The organism is Methylocystis sp. JAN1 (assembly GCF_052186135.1).
Lineage (GTDB): Bacteria > Pseudomonadota > Alphaproteobacteria > Rhizobiales > Beijerinckiaceae > Methylocystis.
On record NZ_CP181499.1, the window covers coordinates 1,428,114 to 1,443,721 of the forward strand.

19 protein-coding genes are annotated in these 15,608 nt (G+C 63.8%); 13 read left to right on the forward strand and 6 right to left on the reverse strand.

Annotation, left to right across the window (positions count from 1 at the left end):
• Positions 1-58 precede the first annotated feature (58 nt).
• From ACNHKD_RS06705 to ACNHKD_RS06765, 13 genes are all read left to right on the forward strand, one after another.
• Complete coding sequence (locus tag ACNHKD_RS06705; RefSeq protein ID WP_442756299.1) at positions 59-568, forward strand: YchJ family protein; 510 nt, start codon at positions 59-61, stop codon at positions 566-568.
• Positions 569-794: 226 nt separating this feature from the next.
• Positions 795-1,682, forward strand: a complete 888-nt coding sequence (locus tag ACNHKD_RS06710; protein ID WP_442756300.1) for a flagellin — start codon at positions 795-797, stop codon at positions 1,680-1,682.
• Positions 1,683-1,856: 174 nt separating this feature from the next.
• Positions 1,857-3,482: a flagellar basal-body MS-ring/collar protein FliF gene (gene fliF / locus ACNHKD_RS06715; RefSeq protein ID WP_442756301.1), complete on the forward strand. Its 1,626-nt coding sequence runs from the start codon at positions 1,857-1,859 to the stop codon at positions 3,480-3,482.
• Complete coding sequence (locus tag ACNHKD_RS06720) at positions 3,467-4,096, forward strand: hypothetical protein (protein ID WP_442756302.1); 630 nt, start codon at positions 3,467-3,469, stop codon at positions 4,094-4,096. The genes fliF and ACNHKD_RS06720 overlap by 16 nt, the downstream gene beginning before the upstream one ends.
• Positions 4,093-5,028, forward strand: a complete 936-nt coding sequence (locus ACNHKD_RS06725; protein WP_442756303.1) for a flagellar motor protein MotB — start codon at positions 4,093-4,095, stop codon at positions 5,026-5,028. The genes ACNHKD_RS06720 and ACNHKD_RS06725 overlap by 4 nt, the downstream gene beginning before the upstream one ends.
• Complete coding sequence (locus ACNHKD_RS06730; RefSeq protein WP_442756304.1) at positions 5,028-6,149, forward strand: hypothetical protein; 1,122 nt, start codon at positions 5,028-5,030, stop codon at positions 6,147-6,149. Before ACNHKD_RS06725 ends, ACNHKD_RS06730 begins: the two co-directional genes overlap by 1 nt.
• Before the next feature lie 509 nt (positions 6,150-6,658).
• Entirely contained in the window at positions 6,659-7,207 is a 549-nt protein-coding gene (locus ACNHKD_RS06735; RefSeq protein WP_442756305.1) for a hypothetical protein, read from the forward strand.
• Positions 7,137-7,715, forward strand: coding sequence for a transglycosylase SLT domain-containing protein (locus tag ACNHKD_RS06740; protein WP_442756857.1), 579 nt, complete (start codon positions 7,137-7,139; stop codon positions 7,713-7,715). Before ACNHKD_RS06735 ends, ACNHKD_RS06740 begins: the two co-directional genes overlap by 71 nt.
• A gap of 75 nt (positions 7,716-7,790) precedes the next feature.
• On the forward strand, positions 7,791-8,666 hold the full coding sequence (gene motA, locus ACNHKD_RS06745; RefSeq protein ID WP_442756306.1) for a flagellar motor stator protein MotA: 876 nt from the start codon (positions 7,791-7,793) through the stop codon (positions 8,664-8,666).
• On the forward strand, positions 8,663-9,586 hold the full coding sequence (locus tag ACNHKD_RS06750; protein WP_442756307.1) for a FliM/FliN family flagellar motor switch protein: 924 nt from the start codon (positions 8,663-8,665) through the stop codon (positions 9,584-9,586). Before motA ends, ACNHKD_RS06750 begins: the two co-directional genes overlap by 4 nt.
• A gap of 14 nt (positions 9,587-9,600) precedes the next feature.
• Complete coding sequence (fliN, locus tag ACNHKD_RS06755; RefSeq protein ID WP_442756308.1) at positions 9,601-9,963, forward strand: flagellar motor switch protein FliN; 363 nt, start codon at positions 9,601-9,603, stop codon at positions 9,961-9,963.
• A 17-nt stretch (positions 9,964-9,980) separates the two neighbouring features.
• The gene (locus tag ACNHKD_RS06760) at positions 9,981-10,997 is read left to right on the forward strand and encodes a flagellar motor switch protein FliG (protein WP_442756309.1); all 1,017 of its coding nucleotides are present in this window, start codon (positions 9,981-9,983) and stop codon (positions 10,995-10,997) included.
• 10 nt (positions 10,998-11,007) lie between these two features.
• Positions 11,008-12,084: an EscU/YscU/HrcU family type III secretion system export apparatus switch protein gene (locus ACNHKD_RS06765; RefSeq protein WP_442756310.1), complete on the forward strand. Its 1,077-nt coding sequence runs from the start codon at positions 11,008-11,010 to the stop codon at positions 12,082-12,084.
• On the opposite strand, the gene flgI is transcribed toward ACNHKD_RS06765, so the two are convergent.
• The 6 genes from flgI to ACNHKD_RS06795 are packed head-to-tail and all read right to left on the reverse strand — an operon-like array spanning position 12,078 to position 15,580.
• The gene (flgI, locus tag ACNHKD_RS06770) at positions 12,078-13,181 is read right to left on the reverse strand and encodes a flagellar basal body P-ring protein FlgI (RefSeq protein ID WP_442756311.1); all 1,104 of its coding nucleotides are present in this window, start codon (positions 13,179-13,181) and stop codon (positions 12,078-12,080) included. The two genes, ACNHKD_RS06765 and flgI, sit on opposite strands and share 7 nt — an antisense overlap.
• Positions 13,181-13,636, reverse strand: a complete 456-nt coding sequence (gene flgA / locus ACNHKD_RS06775; protein ID WP_442756312.1) for a flagellar basal body P-ring formation chaperone FlgA — start codon at positions 13,634-13,636, stop codon at positions 13,181-13,183. Before flgA ends, flgI begins: the two co-directional genes overlap by 1 nt.
• Complete coding sequence (gene flgG / locus ACNHKD_RS06780) at positions 13,633-14,421, reverse strand: flagellar basal-body rod protein FlgG (RefSeq protein WP_442756313.1); 789 nt, start codon at positions 14,419-14,421, stop codon at positions 13,633-13,635. The genes flgA and flgG overlap by 4 nt, the downstream gene beginning before the upstream one ends.
• Positions 14,422-14,433: 12 nt before the next feature.
• The gene (locus ACNHKD_RS06785) at positions 14,434-14,751 is read right to left on the reverse strand and encodes a flagellar hook-basal body complex protein FliE (protein ID WP_442756314.1); all 318 of its coding nucleotides are present in this window, start codon (positions 14,749-14,751) and stop codon (positions 14,434-14,436) included.
• The gene (flgC, locus tag ACNHKD_RS06790) at positions 14,751-15,170 is read right to left on the reverse strand and encodes a flagellar basal body rod protein FlgC (RefSeq protein WP_442756315.1); all 420 of its coding nucleotides are present in this window, start codon (positions 15,168-15,170) and stop codon (positions 14,751-14,753) included. Before flgC ends, ACNHKD_RS06785 begins: the two co-directional genes overlap by 1 nt.
• Positions 15,167-15,580: a flagellar basal body protein gene (locus ACNHKD_RS06795; RefSeq protein ID WP_442756316.1), complete on the reverse strand. Its 414-nt coding sequence runs from the start codon at positions 15,578-15,580 to the stop codon at positions 15,167-15,169. Before ACNHKD_RS06795 ends, flgC begins: the two co-directional genes overlap by 4 nt.
• Between the last annotated feature and the right edge of the window lie 28 nt (positions 15,581-15,608).

The following is a 15,608-nucleotide window of genomic DNA, read 5'->3' on the forward strand; positions in this document are numbered from 1 at the left end:
CCCCGCCGTCGCCTGGGGATCGGGCGTCACACACGAAGACCGAACCAACGAGCCGAACATGACCGACGCAGTCTGCCCGTGCCGCGCGACCGACGCCGAGAGGCGGGACTACGCCGATTGCTGCAAGCCGTATCTTGAAGAGGGAAAGACGCCGCCGACAGCCGAGGCGCTCATGCGGTCCCGCTACACGGCCTTCGCGCGCGGCGAAATCGATTATCTGCAGGACACGCTGGCCCCCGACACGCGCCACGATTTCGACCGAAAGGCGATCACCCATTGGGCGAAGCAGTCGCAGTGGCTTGGCCTCGAAATTCTCTCGACGGAAGACGGTCGGGAAAGCGACGACAGCGGCTATGTCGAATTCGTCGCGAGTTTCGTGAATGAGGGACAGCGCTACGATCACCGTGAGCGCTCTTTGTTCAAGAAGATAGACGGCCGCTGGCATTTCCAGGAAGAAGCGAATCGCAGGAACGAGCCGATCGTGAAGGGCAGGCAGCCCGGCCGCAACGATCCCTGCCCCTGCGGCTCAGGCAAGAAATACAAGAAGTGCTGCGGCGCCGCCTCCTGATGCGCGCGGCCTTAAGGCTTCATTAAGCGCGCTAAGCCATTGTCCTTCGCAACGTCGCGACTTCATGTAAGGTTGCGACGTCGGCGAAACGAAACGCATCGACGCGTTTTCAGCCGACAATCGCTTCGGACGGGCGCAAAGCCCGCGGCATGACGCCAATTCCGTCGAACCGGCGCAGCACCGGTATGTCCCTTAAAAGTTCTCAGTCACAAGGGATCGACGAACCATGTCTAGCATTCTTGTCAACGCTTCGGCCATCACCGCTCTCCAGTCGCTGCGCATGACGCAGGCGTCCCTCAACAGCACACAGAAGGAAATCTCGACCGGCCTCAAGATTTCCAGCGCCGCCGACAACGCCTCCACCTGGTCAATCGCCGAGGCGATGAAATCGGACAACGGGGCGTTGTCGACGATCGCGGACTCGCTGTCGTCCTCGGAATCCGTCCTCAATGTCGCCACCGCCGCCGTCAAAAGCGCGCTTTCGACGATGAACGACATCAAGATCGCGCTCACCGACGCCCAGCAGCCGGGCGCGGATCAGGCGAAGATTCTCACGAGCCTCCAGCAGTTCGGCGAGCGGCTCAAAAGCGTCGTCTCCTCCGCGACCTTTACGGGACTCAACGTGACCGACGGCTCGCAGACGAGCCCCATAAAGTTCATTGCGTCGTACAATAATGGAAGCGGAACCGCCGCTTCCGTCGTCGGCACGATCGATCTTGCCGTGCGCGATCTCACAAACGCCGGCGGCACGGGCATTCTCGAAAGCGCGCAGGCGACGGGCTCGGCCGCGGCGACGGACTTCACCGGGCTCGTGGCGGCCGATCTCTCGGCCGCGACGATCGCGGATACGCTGTCGAACGCCGACAAGGCGATCGCGGATCTCACGACCTACGCCTCGGAGATCGGCGCGACGACAACTCGCGTGAAGCAGCAGAACGAGTTCATCAAGACGATGAGCGAAGCGCTTACGACCGGCGTTTCCTCGCTTGTCGACGCGGATATGAACGAAGCTTCGACGCGCCTGCAAGCCCTGCAGACCCAGCAGCAACTCGGCGTTCAATCGCTCTCGATTGCGAACCAGAATGCGCAGATCATCCTGAAGCTCTTCCAGTAACCGACCGATCGCGTCCTGCTCCGGGGGCCGCGCCGACCGCGCGGCCCTGACGCTGCGCGGCGGGCGAACGTTAACCATTTGTTAAGAGATGCGTTGAAGCGCCCGCCGCAATATTCGCACAAGCCCTGGCGGCGAGTGTCGGCGAAAGAGCCATCAGGGACTTTCGCATTCGTCATGGATCGGATCACGCTTCTCCTCGACAATCTGAAAGCGCTCGGCGGGAAAAAGCTCGCAGCGCTCGGCCTGACATTCGCCCTGGTCGTCGGCGTCGTCTCCATTGCGGCGTTTTATCTCTCGCGCCCGACATTCGAGCTGCTTTATGCGGGCCTCGACCGCGAGGATGTGAGCCGCATCGGCGCTGCGCTAAAGTCGTCGGGCGTTCCCTTCGACGTCAATCCCGAAGGAAACGCGGTCTCCGTGCCCTATGGACAGACGGCGCAAGCGCGGATGCTGCTCGCGGAACGCGGCCTGCCGCAGAGCGCCAACGCCGGCTACGAGCTTTTCGACAAGGTCGGCGCGCTCGGCCTGACATCCTTCATGCAGGAGATCACCCGCGTGCGCGCGCTGGAGGGAGAGCTCGCACGCACCATCCAGCTCATTCGCGGCGTGAAGGCGGCGCGCGTTCATATCGTCATGCCGGATGAGGGCTCCCTTCGCCGGGCCAAGCAGCCGCCTTCGGCCTCGGTGATCATCCGCACGGAAGGTCCGGACGATTCGAGCGCAGCGCAGGCGATCCGTCATCTCGTCGCCTCCTCGTTGCCGGGCATGACCGTCGATCAGGTGACCGTTCTCAATACCGACGGCATGATCCTTTCTTCCGCCGGCGGCGAGGCGAGCGACGCCGTTCCCGCGAAGACGCTGACGCTCGAGAAGAGCGTCGCCAAGGACATACAGGACAATATACGTCGCACGCTGACGCCTTATCTGCGCCTTTCAAATTTTCAGGTCAGCGTGCGTGCGCGCATCAACACCGATCGCCGGCAGACGAATGAGACGATCTACGATCCGGACTCCCGTGTGGAGCGCTCGATACGAACGGTGAAGGAAAGCGCGCAGTCGCAAAACAGCGCCGGCGCCCAGCCGACCGGCGTCGAGCGGAACATTCCTCAAAACACCGTCAACAATACCGACGGCAAGCAGTCCAACGAAGAGAGCAAGAAGAGCGAAGAGCTCACCAATTTCGAGCTTTCCTCAAAAACCGTCACGACGGTGAGCGGCGGCTACAATATTGAACATCTCTCCGTCGCCGTTCTCCTCAATCGCTCAGCTTTTTCGGAGCCCAACAAGGAGCCCCCGAAGCCCGAGGCCGTCGAGAAGCAGATTAGGGAAATCGAGCAGCTCGTCTCCTCCGCGGCAGGGTTAAAGAAAGAGCGCGGCGACATGTTGAAGGTGACGGCCGTGGACTTCATGTTCAACGAGCATGAGATGAGCCCCGTCGAAAATCCCGGTTTCGTCGCGACGCTCGGAAGTCATCTGGGCTTGATCCTGAACGCCCTCACGGCGATCGTCATCGCAGCGCTCGTCGTGATTTTCGGCCTTGCGCCCATACGAAACGCGCTTCTCGCCGCGCCGCAGGAAAGGCGGGAGCCGCCTCCTCTGATCGCGGCGGATCAGCAGCTCGCCCTGAGCTCCCCGACGAGCGAGAGCGTCGCGCCGCCGCTGCTTGCAAATGCGAGACAAGGTCTTGTCGGCGACGTCGTGGACACCGCGAAGGAGAGCGCGCGTCTCCGCCTCGGGCGGCTCATCGAACAAGACGACGCTCAAGCCGCCGCGATCATGAAGCAATGGATGCGATCCTGAGCGACGCCATGCAGATTCATAATATTTCGGCCTATCTTCAGCATTTCGACGCAACGGAGACGCCGGCTCTCGAAATGGAGGAAGCGATTGGCGACGACGCGCGAGCGGCGCCTGAGGAACCGCGCCTCTCTCTTGCGGAAGTCGACGTCATTCGACGCGAGCTGGAAGCGGATTTTTCCCGGCGCCTGCGAGCGGAAAAAGATGCGCATGAGAGTCGCCTGAGCCTCGCACGGGAAGAATGGACGCATGCAGAGGCGGGCCGACTCGGTCGTCGCTTTCTGGAGGCGCTGGAGGCGGCATTCGCGGAACTGCGCGCCGACGTTGCGCGCGTGGTTGCGCCTTTCCTGTCGGAAGCCTTCCAGAAGAAGGCGCTCGACGAACTCACGCAGGCCGTTCGCCAGGCGATTTCCGATACGCGCGACCCTGTCCTTCGCCTTGCGGGTCCCGAGGATCTCATCGAGAAAGTCGCATCGGCGCTGGGCGCGGATGTGGCGGTGAATTTGACGGCGTCGGGAGACGTCGACGTAATCGCGGATCTGTCTCCGTCAAAGATCGAAACGCGCCTCGCCGAATGGCGCGACAGCCTCGTCGCGGCGGGACGGGGGGACGCATGAGCGAGGAGACGCCGACCATCATCCGCCGCAAGCGCGGGGGCGATGAGGAAGATCATCACGGAGGCGTGTGGAAGCTCGCCTTCGCCGATTTCATGACGGCGATGATGGCCTTTTTTCTTGTCATGTGGCTCATCAATTCGTCGTCGAAGGAGACCAAGGCGGCGATCGTGCAATATTTCAACCCCGTCCAGCTCGTGGATGCGACATCCGCGCATCGTGGCCTTCGCGATCCGCTTCAAGGCGAAGGAAAAAGCGCGACGCCTGCGAACGACATTTCCGATGGAGCGCCCAAAGAGAAGATCAAGGACAAGGAGGTCGCGCTGCATAGCGAGCCGCTCAAGGCGCTCGATGAAATCGCCGCGCAGGAAGCCCCAGCCGCGCCGCCGAGCCAATCGGCTCCACGAGATCCGTTCGACCGCGCGCTAATGGCCGCGCCCCCGACGCGGGACTCGACGCAAGGGGAGGAATCGAGGACAAAGGCCGCTGCGACCCTGCAAGCAGAGATCGAACACATCGCCGCACGAGAGGCGCGCGCGCCGAAGGTCGAGGTGAAGCAAGGCGATGAAGGGCTCTTGATCAGCCTGACGGATGACGCGAACTTCTCCATGTTCGCGGTGGGCTCCATCGAGCCGAAGCCGCAACTGGTCCGTATCATCGCGCAGATCGGAAAGATCCTCGCGTCGCGCAAAGGCGAAGTGGAGTTGCGCGGGCATACGGACGGTCGATCCTTCGCCACGAAGAGCTACGATAATTGGCGGCTCTCGAGCGATCGCGCGACGGTCGTGAATTACATGCTCGTTCGAGGAGGGCTGCCGTCTTCGCGCATCGGCAAGGTTGTCGGCTTCGCTGATCGTCGTCTGAAGAACCCAAAGGATCCGCTCGCGCCCGTCAACAGGCGCATCGAAATTCTGCTACGCGGAACGGAGCCGTGATGCGCGCCTTTGTGGCTTTTCTTTTCGCCGCCGCCCTGCCTTGCGTCGGGGCGCGAGCGGAGTCGATGGCGGACATGGTGCGCGACCTGAACGCGACGCAAAATCGCATGGTCACCGGGGATGCGGCGGCGCGCGATCAGTCGGCGCGGCAGTTCGACCTGATCGAAAAGGCGATCGCAAACATCGATTCCGCGAGTTGGCGGGAAGAACGTCATGCGCGCGCCGCCATCGTCTATCTGTTGTGCGGCGGTGCGGCTGGCGGGTTGCGCGGCGTCCTGGCGGCCAAGCATTTCGATGAAGGCCTTTCGTCGTTGCTTGATGCGAGCCTGCTTTACGCCGAGGGAGATCCGCGCGCGCGAAATGCGTTGATGGCCTTCGATGCGCGGCAATATCCCGCCATGCTGGGCGGTCATCTCGCGCTCGTTCAGGGCGGGACGCTGGTCGGCATTGATAATGCGAAAGCCATCGGGCTTTTTGATCTCGCCCGTCTGCTGATGCCGGGCTCTCTCGTCGAAGAGGCGGCGCTTCGCCGGGAAATTTCCATTCTTGATCCCGTGCGGGACAATGAGAAGCTCGGACTCCTGTCGGTTCGCTACGCCGCCAAATATTCAAGCTCGCCCTTTGCGCGTCATTTCTGGGAGCTTTTTTCGAATATTGCGCTCGGCTTCGATGGAATGGCGCCACCTACCTCGCGCGTCGACCTCGTCCTGGAAAAGGCGCCGCAGCCTGAACGATTTGCATTCTATCTCGCGCTCTCGCGCCGATTCATTCTCGCCGGCGGCTTCGCCGACGCGGATGCGGCGCTCGCGAAAGCCCGGATGAGCGCGCTCGATCCAATGCAAAGCAGGCGTGTGTCGGCTTATCTGGCGACTCTCTCGGCGCTTCGCGGCGACCAGCGCGCGACTGTTCTTCGAGAGATAGAGACTTCCGGGCTCCCCGACGAGGATGTGAGGCTCGTGTCGCTTGCCGCGAGCGTCGGCGTCAGGCTTGAGAAACCCATCGATTCTTCCTCTCAGGGAGACGAAGCTTCGCTGAGCGATGACAAATATGAATTGGAGGAGAGCGTACGCCATGCGCTCGCGCAAACGGACGAATTGCTGAAGCGGGCGATTCGCCGGTGACGCGACTCGGTCAAACCTTGACAAATCCGCTGTCGGGGCGCGCGGATTTGAGGAAAGGGGAGGGAGGCGCCGAGTCTGCGGATTTGGGAGACGCCTTCACGCAGACGATCATAAATGTCCAGGCCGATGCGAAAGGCGCATCGGCGGACGTTTCCGAACCATCCTCCGAGTCGGCTGAGCGGCCGGCGCCGGCCTCTGCCTGCGCGAGCTTGTCGCCTTACGCCCATTTCCCTCTTTACGCGCCAACTCCCCAGGCGCACATGCCCTCGGCGGCGCGGCGAACGCCAGACCTCGCCGGAATAGTCGAACAGGCGCCGGCCGCGAGCGAAAGCGCTTCGCCTGTAACCACACGCTCCGCAAGCCTCGTCGTCCGGGACGCTTCCGCCGAAGCGAATGGCTTTCACGCATGGCTTTCGGATGGCGGACCGACGGACGCGAAGCGCTGGGCTTCCAAAGAGCGGGCCGCAGGAGATGAGCAGGAACCTCCCGCCGCGCTCGGCGCGCCCTCCATGCTGGACGCAGCAATCGGCGCGCCAAGAATACACATCAGCGAGTTCTCAGTTCATCTTCCGCTCGCCATCGACCGCGCCGTCTCGGAAATCCGGTCGGCCATAAGCCAGGATGGCGCTCCCATCGCGCGCCATACCGCCTTGCCGGCGCCGATTCGCGGGGAGGCGTTGAAAATCCTCGCTTTCGATATCGAACCAGCGGCGATGGGGCCGATCTGCGTGCGCATGAAAATCACGCATTCGCGTATCGAAATCCGAATGGACGCGCAGCTCGCCGCGGCGCCGGTTTTGTTGGAAGCGCGCGAGAAGCTTTCCAGCGCGATCGGAGACAAGGGATTGTCGCTGGACGCCTATGAGGTGCGGGTGTCGCCGCCTGCGTCGCCATCCGTCGCAACGCCGGATGCGCCCGCGGAAAGCGCAAGCGATTTCGACCGGAGCTTTTCGAATGATGAAGGATCAAACCGGCAGGGAAGGCAAAATGCCGGGAAGCGGGCGCCGCCGCCGCGCGACGATCCTCCTTCTTTCGTTCCTGTCGGCCTCGTTTTGTGACACGTCGTTTGCGGACGAAAATATATGCGAAGCGGAGATGACGCGTTCCGCGCGGCGGAACGACGTCCCTGTCGCGGTTCTCTATGCGGTCGCCCTGACCGAGACGGGGCAGCGCGGCGCGCTTCATGCTTACGCGATGAACGTCCACGGACGCCCGGTCTTCAATGCGACGCGCGAAGACGCGCTCGCGACCTTCGGCGCCGTCCAGCGTCGCGGCGAAAGGCTCGTCGATCTCGGCTGCATGCAGATCAACTACCGCTGGCACGGACGTCAATTCGCCTCGGTCGAAGAGATGCTCGATCCGGCGCGGAACGTCGACTACGCCGCGCGCTTTCTGAAGTCGCTGAGACGAAGCGAAGGGTCGTGGACCGCCGCTGTCGCGCGCTATCACGCGGGCCCCGGCAACGCGCCGGCGCAGCGCAGCTATGTTTGCGCGGTCATTCGCAACATGATCGCGAGCGGCTTTGGCGCATGGACGCGGGAGGCGGACGCGTTCTGCAGGCGATGAGGCCGCAGATCAGGCTGGGGTAAGTCCCATAACTTATCCAGACCTTGTCCTGACGGGAAAATAGAGCGTGATGGAATGAGCTTCGTCATCGGTCTCATTGTGACCATGGGTTGCATGCTTGGTGGATTCGCCGCCCTCGGCGGACATTTGATCGTACTTTGGCAGCCCTGGGAGTTCGTGATCATCATGGGCTCGGCGCTCGGCACGTTCATCGTCGCCAATCCAACAAAGGTCATCAAGGACACGGGCAAGGCGATTGTGCAAGCGGTGCTGGAACGGACGCCGAAACGCCGCGACTATCTCGACATACTCGGGCTGCTGCATGTTCTCATGCGCGAGCTGCGGAGCAAGTCGCGCACGGAAGTCGAGGCTCATATCGACCAGCCCGGCGAGTCGCCGCTGTTCGCGGCCTTTCCTAATGTGCTCAAAAACGCGGAGATCACCACTTTCATCTGCGACTATTGCCGTCTCTACATCATCGGGAACGTCAAGACGTTCGAGATCGAGAATCTCATGGACGAGGAAATCTCGGCGATCAAGCATGACAAGCTGAAGCCTTATCAGGCCCTGACGGCGATCGGCGATGGCCTGCCCGCGCTCGGCATTGTCGCGGCGGTGCTCGGCGTGATCAAGGCGATGGGCGCGCTCGACCAGTCGCCGGAGCTGCTCGGCGGGCTGATCGGCGCCGCGATGGTCGGCACCTTCGCTGGCATCTTCGTCTCCTACGGGATCATGACGCCGCTCGCCTACAAGGTGAAGGTCGCGCGCAGCAAGGAGTGCCATGTCTTCCTCATCATCAAGCAGACGCTGCTCGCCTTCATGAATGGCGCGCTGCCGCAGGTCGCGGTCGAACATGGACGCAAGTCGATCCCCGCGCATGATCGGCCGACGATCGACGAGGTTGAAAGCGAGACGTTGAATGGCGGCGCGGCTATGGCGGAGGCTGCATGACAAGCCACGAGACGCTCGGCGGCGGCGCCGAGGAGCCGCTTGTTCTCATCGGCGAGGCGACGCTCGACCGCATGCCGGGGCTGGCGTTCATCGTCGAAGAGGCGGTCGCCAGTTTCTCGCGCTTCCTTGGCGACTATGCCGATGGCGCCGTCCTTTCCATTGACGGTCTCGAGGCCGTGCGCGTTGGCGATCTGACCGACCGCTACGGCCGCCTCGGGACGACGCTCGTCTTTCGCGGCGACGGCTTCGACGCCCGCGCCGCGCTGGCGGTCGACGGCGCTTTCCGGTCCCTGGCTTTCGAGCTGCTGCTCGGCTCGCGCATTGTCGAGCCGCTTGCGGAGCGTCCGCTCACGCGCATAGAGGATGCGATCCTCGGCTTCGCCGCGCAAAAACTCTTCGACGGCGTTGCGGACGCTTTGTCATCGCTTGCGTCCGTTTCCTTCGAACGGGACTGGGGCGCGGAGGAGGCCGGTTTTTTTTCTTTGGGGCCGAAAGCCGCCGTTGCGGTGCTCGTCCGCATGAATCTCCAATATCGCGAGCACGCGGGTTTCGCATTTTTAGCCATGCCGCGCGCCGCTCTCGACCCGTTCCGCAACGTTCTGGCGCGCCTGCCCGACGCCGACGGGCCGGCGACCGACGAGAAATGGTCGGTCGACCTCTATGACAACATCGTGCGCACGGAAGTAAGGGCGGATGTGAAGATCGAGGCGCGCGGCTTCACGCTGGGCGACATCGCCCGCCTCGAAATCGGAGACGTGTTGCGGCTGCCGATCGCGCCGACGAGTCCGATCCGCGTCGTCTCCGAAGGGCGCACGCTCTTCTGGTGCACGCTCGGGCAGAAAGACGGAAAATATACGGTGCGCCTCGAGGAATTTTCGGATGAGCGCGAATCCTACATCGAGAACATTCTGGGCGTCTGACCGGGTGAAGGGAAATGTCGACGATGAGCAATGTCGAGCTTGATCAGGGCGGAGCCCAGCCGAGGCGCGCGCCGGAAGGCGGCGCGAAGCCACAGGACGACGCGCAAATTCAGGCGCGGCGCATCGATTCGATCCTGCGGATTCCCGTCGTTCTTCAGGTCGTGGTGGGTTCGGCGACGCTGCCCGTCTCCAGCCTTCTGAAACTTGGGCGAGGCGCCGTGGTTCCGCTCGATCATCGCGTCGGCGATCCGGTCGACGTCGTCGTGAACGGGCGCACGATCGCGCGCGGAGAGGTCGTTGTTGTGGAGGAAGACGGCGCGCGCTTCGGCGTTTCCCTGACCGAGATTTGCGAAGCCCAGCATGAGCGCGTAAGCTGATCAGCGCGCCAGGACCCATGACGGATCATCCCGTGCCGGAAAAGCGTGGACCGCTCGGCGGCGCCGAGAAGGTCGCCGCGGTGCTGCTCGCACTGGATCGCGACGCGTCGAGCCGCGTGTTGAAGCATTTCGATCAGAAGGAATTGCGAAAAGTCGCCCGCGTGGCGGCCAATCTCGGTTCGGTGCCGAAGACGACGCTCGACGAGATCTGCGCCGGTCTCGTGGAGGAAATCCGGCATGCCGAACCCGATCTCGTCGGCGGTCCGGCGCTTGCCGAAGACCTGCTCGCGAGCGTGTTGCCGGATGAAGAAGTGGCGGACATCATGTCCGACGTTCGCGGAAGCTCGAACAAATATCTGTGGCGCCGCGTCGCCGCGCTGCCCGAGAAAATGCTCGCGGATCACCTTTCCGCGGAGCATCCGCAGACCATCGCGATCGTGCTCGGGAACGTGGATCCGGCGGGCGCGGCTGGGGTGCTCGCGGAATTGCCCGCGTCCTTGCGGGCGCAGGCGATGCGGCGGATGCTCATCTCCAGGCCGCCCGCCGACCCGATCCTGCACCTCATCGAAGAGGCCTTGCAGGCGGAGCTTTTCGCCACGACCAATGCGCCCTCGACTTCCGAGGCGAACGCCAAGGTCGCGGGGATCGTCAATCAGCTGGAGCGCGAGCAGATCAATGAAATCCTCTCCGGTCTCGCGGAGGCGGAGCCGATGCTGGCCGAACAGCTCAAGACGCTGCTGTTCTCTTTCGACGACATTGTCGGACTGGGCGAGCGCGCGCGCATGTTGATCTTCGACCAGGCGCCGACGGATCGCGTGATCCTGGCGCTACGGGGCGGCGGCGCCGCGATGCGCGAAGCGACGCTTCCCTGCCTTTCCGCGCGCACGCGCCGCATGGTGGAGGCCGAGCTTGCGTCGCCGGCCGAGCCGCCGCGCAAGGAAGTGCTCGCGGCGCAGCGCGAAATCGCCAACCTCGTCCTGCGGCTCGCGGGCCAAGGATTGATCGACCTTTCGGCCGACGCGCCGGAGCGGTAAGAGGGACGACGTGTCCGAGGCGGAAGACGCCGAATCCAAAACGGAAGAGGCGACAGAAAAGAAGATAGCGGACGCGATCGAGCAAGGGCGATCGCCCGTTTCGCGTGATATCGCCACGGCGTTTGGCGTCTTCGCGCTGCTCGCCTGTTTCGCGTTTCTTCTCGCGTCCGACGGTCCGCGATTCGCGGAGTCCCTCGGGCTTCTCCTCGCGAATTCCGGAGCCTTGCGGATTCGGGCCGATTCCGACTCTTACCGATATGCGCAGGTCGTGACCTTCGAAATGGCGCGCTTCGCGACGCCGATGCTTCTCGCCCTGACGCTGGCCGGCGTCGCCGCTTCTTTCATTCAGGGCGCTCCACGCATCGTCGTGGATCGCGTCGCGCCGGACCTGTCGCGCATATCTCCTGCGGCTGGGTGGAAGCGGATTTTCAGCGTCTCCGGCGCAATCGAACTTGTCAAGGCGGCGGTCAAGATCGCCGCCATAGGCGTCGCGGTGGCGATCGTCGTCCAAAGCGATCGCGCCGCCTATATTGACGCGATGCGAATGGAGCCGCGCGCTCTCCCGGTTCTGGCGCTGCGGCTTCTCATCCATCTCACGAGCGTCGTCGCCCTCTCTCTCGCCGTTGTCGCGGTCGCCGACTTCGCGTGGGCGAAATTCAAGTGGCGGCGCGATCTGCGCATGAGCCGGCAGGAGCTGAAGGACGAGTTCAAACAGGCGGAGGGCGATCCGATGGTGAAAGCGCGCATGCGCTCTCTCGCCATGGATCGCTCGCGCCGGCGCATGATCGCAGCGGTGCCGAAAGCGAGTTTCGTCATCGCGAACCCGACGCATTACGCCATCGCTCTGCGTTACGTGCGCGAGGAAGGCGGCGCGCCGCTCGTTCTGGCGAAGGGCAAGGATCTTGTCGCGCTGAAGATCAGAGAGATTGCGGAGGCGAACGACATTCCGGTGCTCGAGCGCAAGGAGTTGGCGCGGGCGATGTTCGACTTCGTCGAGGTCGATAAAATGATTCCGCAGGATTTCTACCGGCCGGTCGCGGAGCTGATCCACTTCCTCAATCAGCTGTCGCCGCGACGCGGTTACTGAATGATGAGATCCGCCTGCAACGCGCCCGCGCTCTTGATCGCCTGAAGGATGGAGATAATGCCGGTCGGCTTCAGGCCGATCTGGTTCAGGCCCTTCACGAGCTGCTTCAATGTGGGGCCCGCGAGCATGGCGACCTGCGCGGTCTGCTCCGCGGCGGAGACGGTCGTTTGCGTCGTCACCGTCGTGCGGCCGTTGGAGAAGGGCGCGGGCTGCGAGACTTCGGGGGTTTCGGTGATGCGCACCGTGAGGCCGCCATGGGTGACGGCCACGGGCGAAATCTGCACGTCGGCGCCGATGACGACCGTTCCGGTGCGTTCGTCGATGACGACGCGGGCCGGCGTTTCGACCGCGACCCGCAACTCGCCGATTTCCGCAAGGAGGCGCGTGGCTTGCGTCCCCTTTGGAAGCGAAAGCAAAACGCTGCGGTCGTCTCGCTCATGCGCAAGGGCCATGCGGTAGCGCTGGCGCGAAAATTTGTTGACGGCGTCGGCGATGCGCACGGAAGTCGTGTAATCTGGATTGCGTAATTGCAGGACAAGCTGTCCATCGGCCGAAACGCTCGGGCGTGACGGCTCGCGCTCGATCGTCGCGCCGTTGGGAATGCGGCCGACGGTCGCGACGCCATGGGTGAGCGTCTCGTTCTGGCCCTGCGCGGAGAAGCCGGAGACGGCGATCGGCCCCTGCGCCACGGCGTAAACGGCGCCGTCGAGCCCCGTTAGCGAGGTCAGCACCAGCGTGCCGCCCATGAGTGACGTGGCGTCGCCCATGGAGGAGACGGTGACGTCGATCGTCGAGCCCCAGCTCGCGAAGGGCGGCAGCGCAGCCGTCACCATCACGGCCGCGACGTTTCGCGTGCGCATGCTGTTGTTGGGCCGCACATTGACGCCCATGCGATCGAGCAGAGCGGAAGTCGACTGTTCGGTGAAGGGCGCGTTGCGAAGCGTGTCGCCGGTGCCTTGCAAGCCGATCACGAGCCCGTAGCCGACGAGCTGATAGTCGCGCGGTCCGATGGGCGCGGTGATGTCCTTGATGCGGACATCGGCGCGTGAGGATGATGCAAGAACCAGCAAGACGCAGAGAATGGCGCGGCGCTTCATTATCCCTCGCCGACGCGGACGGAGCCGTCGCTTTGGACTCGCCCGGAAACGAAGAGACCGCTGTCCTGGTTGCGCACGCGAATGAGATCGCCCACGCCGCCGGCCTGCTGGGCGACGCCATAGGCCACGATCTGCAGGCCGTCTTCCGCGAAGACGATCTTGATCTGCGCGCCGACGGCGACGATGCGCGGATTGTCGAGGGCGATTGTCGGGATCGGTTGGCCGGGGAGCAGGGTGCGGCGCGCCATCTTGCCGATCAGCGCTTCGCGCGCGCGCGCATAAAGAGGCCCGGACCCGGGCGCGAGCGCGAAGGCGCGTTCGTCGAGCATCGACTCGGCGATGAGATCCCCCGGATAAATCGTGACGCGCGCAACGGGCAGCTTCTCCTGCGCGGCCGCCTGCATGACGGCGGCGGCGGTCGCCATTGCGGCAAGGAGGTTGCGACGCCGCTTCATCTTATGCCTTTCGAGACCGTGCCCGCCATTTCGTCGGCGGCCTGAATGACCTTTGAGTTGAGCTCGAAGGCGCGCTGCGCGGCGATCAGGCTGACAAGCTCCTTCACGGGATCGACATTGGAGCTTTCGAGATAGCCCTGATTCACGACGCCGAAGCCCGGATCGCCAGGCACGCCGACGACGGGCTGTCCGGAGGCGAAGGTCTGGCGAAAAAGATTGCCGCCGAGCGCCTCCAACCCCGCATCGTTGGGGAAGGTGGCGATGGTGAGCTGCCCGATCTGCTGCGGCTGCGTCTGCCCGGCGACGATGGCGGAAACGACGCCCGTCTGGCTCACCGTGACGTTCAGCGTGTTGTTCGGCACGGTGATGGTCGGACTCAATTGATAGCCGTCGACGGTCACGAGCTGGCCGTTGGCGTTGGCGCTGAAGGAGCCGGCGCGGGTGTAGAGCGTTTCGCTGTCGGGCCCGAGGATCTGAAACCAGCCGTGTCCGTTGAGGCTCAGATCGTAGGCGTTGCCGGTGTTGGTCATCGCGCCCTGCTGTTGCAGGCTGCGCACGGCGGCGGTGCGCACGCCGAGGCCGAATTGCGCGCCCTGCGGCACCGTCGCGTCGCGTCCGCGATTCGAGACGCCCTGAACGCGCTCGGTCTGATAGAGCAGATCGGTGAACTCGGCGCGGGCGCGCTTGAAGCCGGTCGTGTTGATGTTGGCGATGTTGTGCGCAATGACTTCGATATTTTGCTGCTGCGCGCTCATGCCGGTCGCAGCGATGGCGAGTGCTCTCATGATGAACGCCCCTCAAATCGCCATGCGGCTGATTTCCTGATAGGCGGCGACAGCCTTGTCGCGCAGCGCGATGGCCGCGTGCAGGTCGCGCTCCGCCTGCATCACGGCGCTCACCACGTTCTGAACCGGGGCCTTGCCTTCGACGCCGGAGATGGACGCGGCCTCTGCATTCTTGAGGGAGTCGACGGTTTGTCCGGCGAATTGTTGCAGGATGTCGCCGAACGACGCGGCCGCGGTTCCGGCGCCTGCGGCAAGACGCGGCGCCGACGCAATGGCGGTTTCGGCAAGCGGTCCGACGGCAGCGGCGGCGATGGGAGCGAGCGGGAGCATCAGGCGCCTTTCAGGAGGTCGACGGTCATGGAGAGGAGGTCGCGCGTCTGCTTCATGATTTGCAGATCGGCTTCATAGGCGCGATTGGCTTCGCGCATATCGCCCATTTCGACGAGCAGATTGACGTTGGGGCGTTTCACGTCCCCATTGGCGTCGGCGGCGGGGTTGCCCGGATCGCGTTCGACGGCGAAGGGGGTGGGATCGACGCCGATCGCGCCGACGCGCAGCAGGCGCACGCCGCTGGCGCGCTCGAGCTCGTTGACGAAGGAAATCGTCTTGCGCGCGTAAGGATCGGCGCCGGGCGTTCTTCCTGTCGACTGGGCGTTGGCCATGTTTTCCGAAACGACGCGCAGGCGCGCCGATTGGGCGGCAAGCCCGGCGCCGGCGATTTTCAACGAAGCGTCCAGCGGATCGATCATATGCGCACCGTCGACATCCACATGCCATGGAAGGCGCGCATGAGGTTCGTGTCGAGCGCGAAGGCGCTGCGCACTTCGCCAGCCTTTATCATTTCGAGTTCGGGGGACACGCCGTTGCCGGAATGCGTCGTTTCCCAGCCCTCGGCGGGCCGCATGGCGGCGGAGAGCGTTTCGGCGGGAGAGGGGCGCATATGCAGCGGATCGGCGCCGGCCATGTCGAGCGCGCTGCGCTCCATGAGGCGCGCAAAGGGCGGCACGTCCAGCGCCTTGTAGCCGGGCGTATCCGCATTGGCGATGTTCTGCGCGACAAGAGATTGTCGCGTCGACAGCCAGCTTTTTTGCTGGTCGATGAGATTGAAGAGATAGACCGGCTCCATCGTCCGCCTCGCATAGCCCGATACAAGCGACACTATGGCGCGGCGCTTGCGTCGGGCTGGA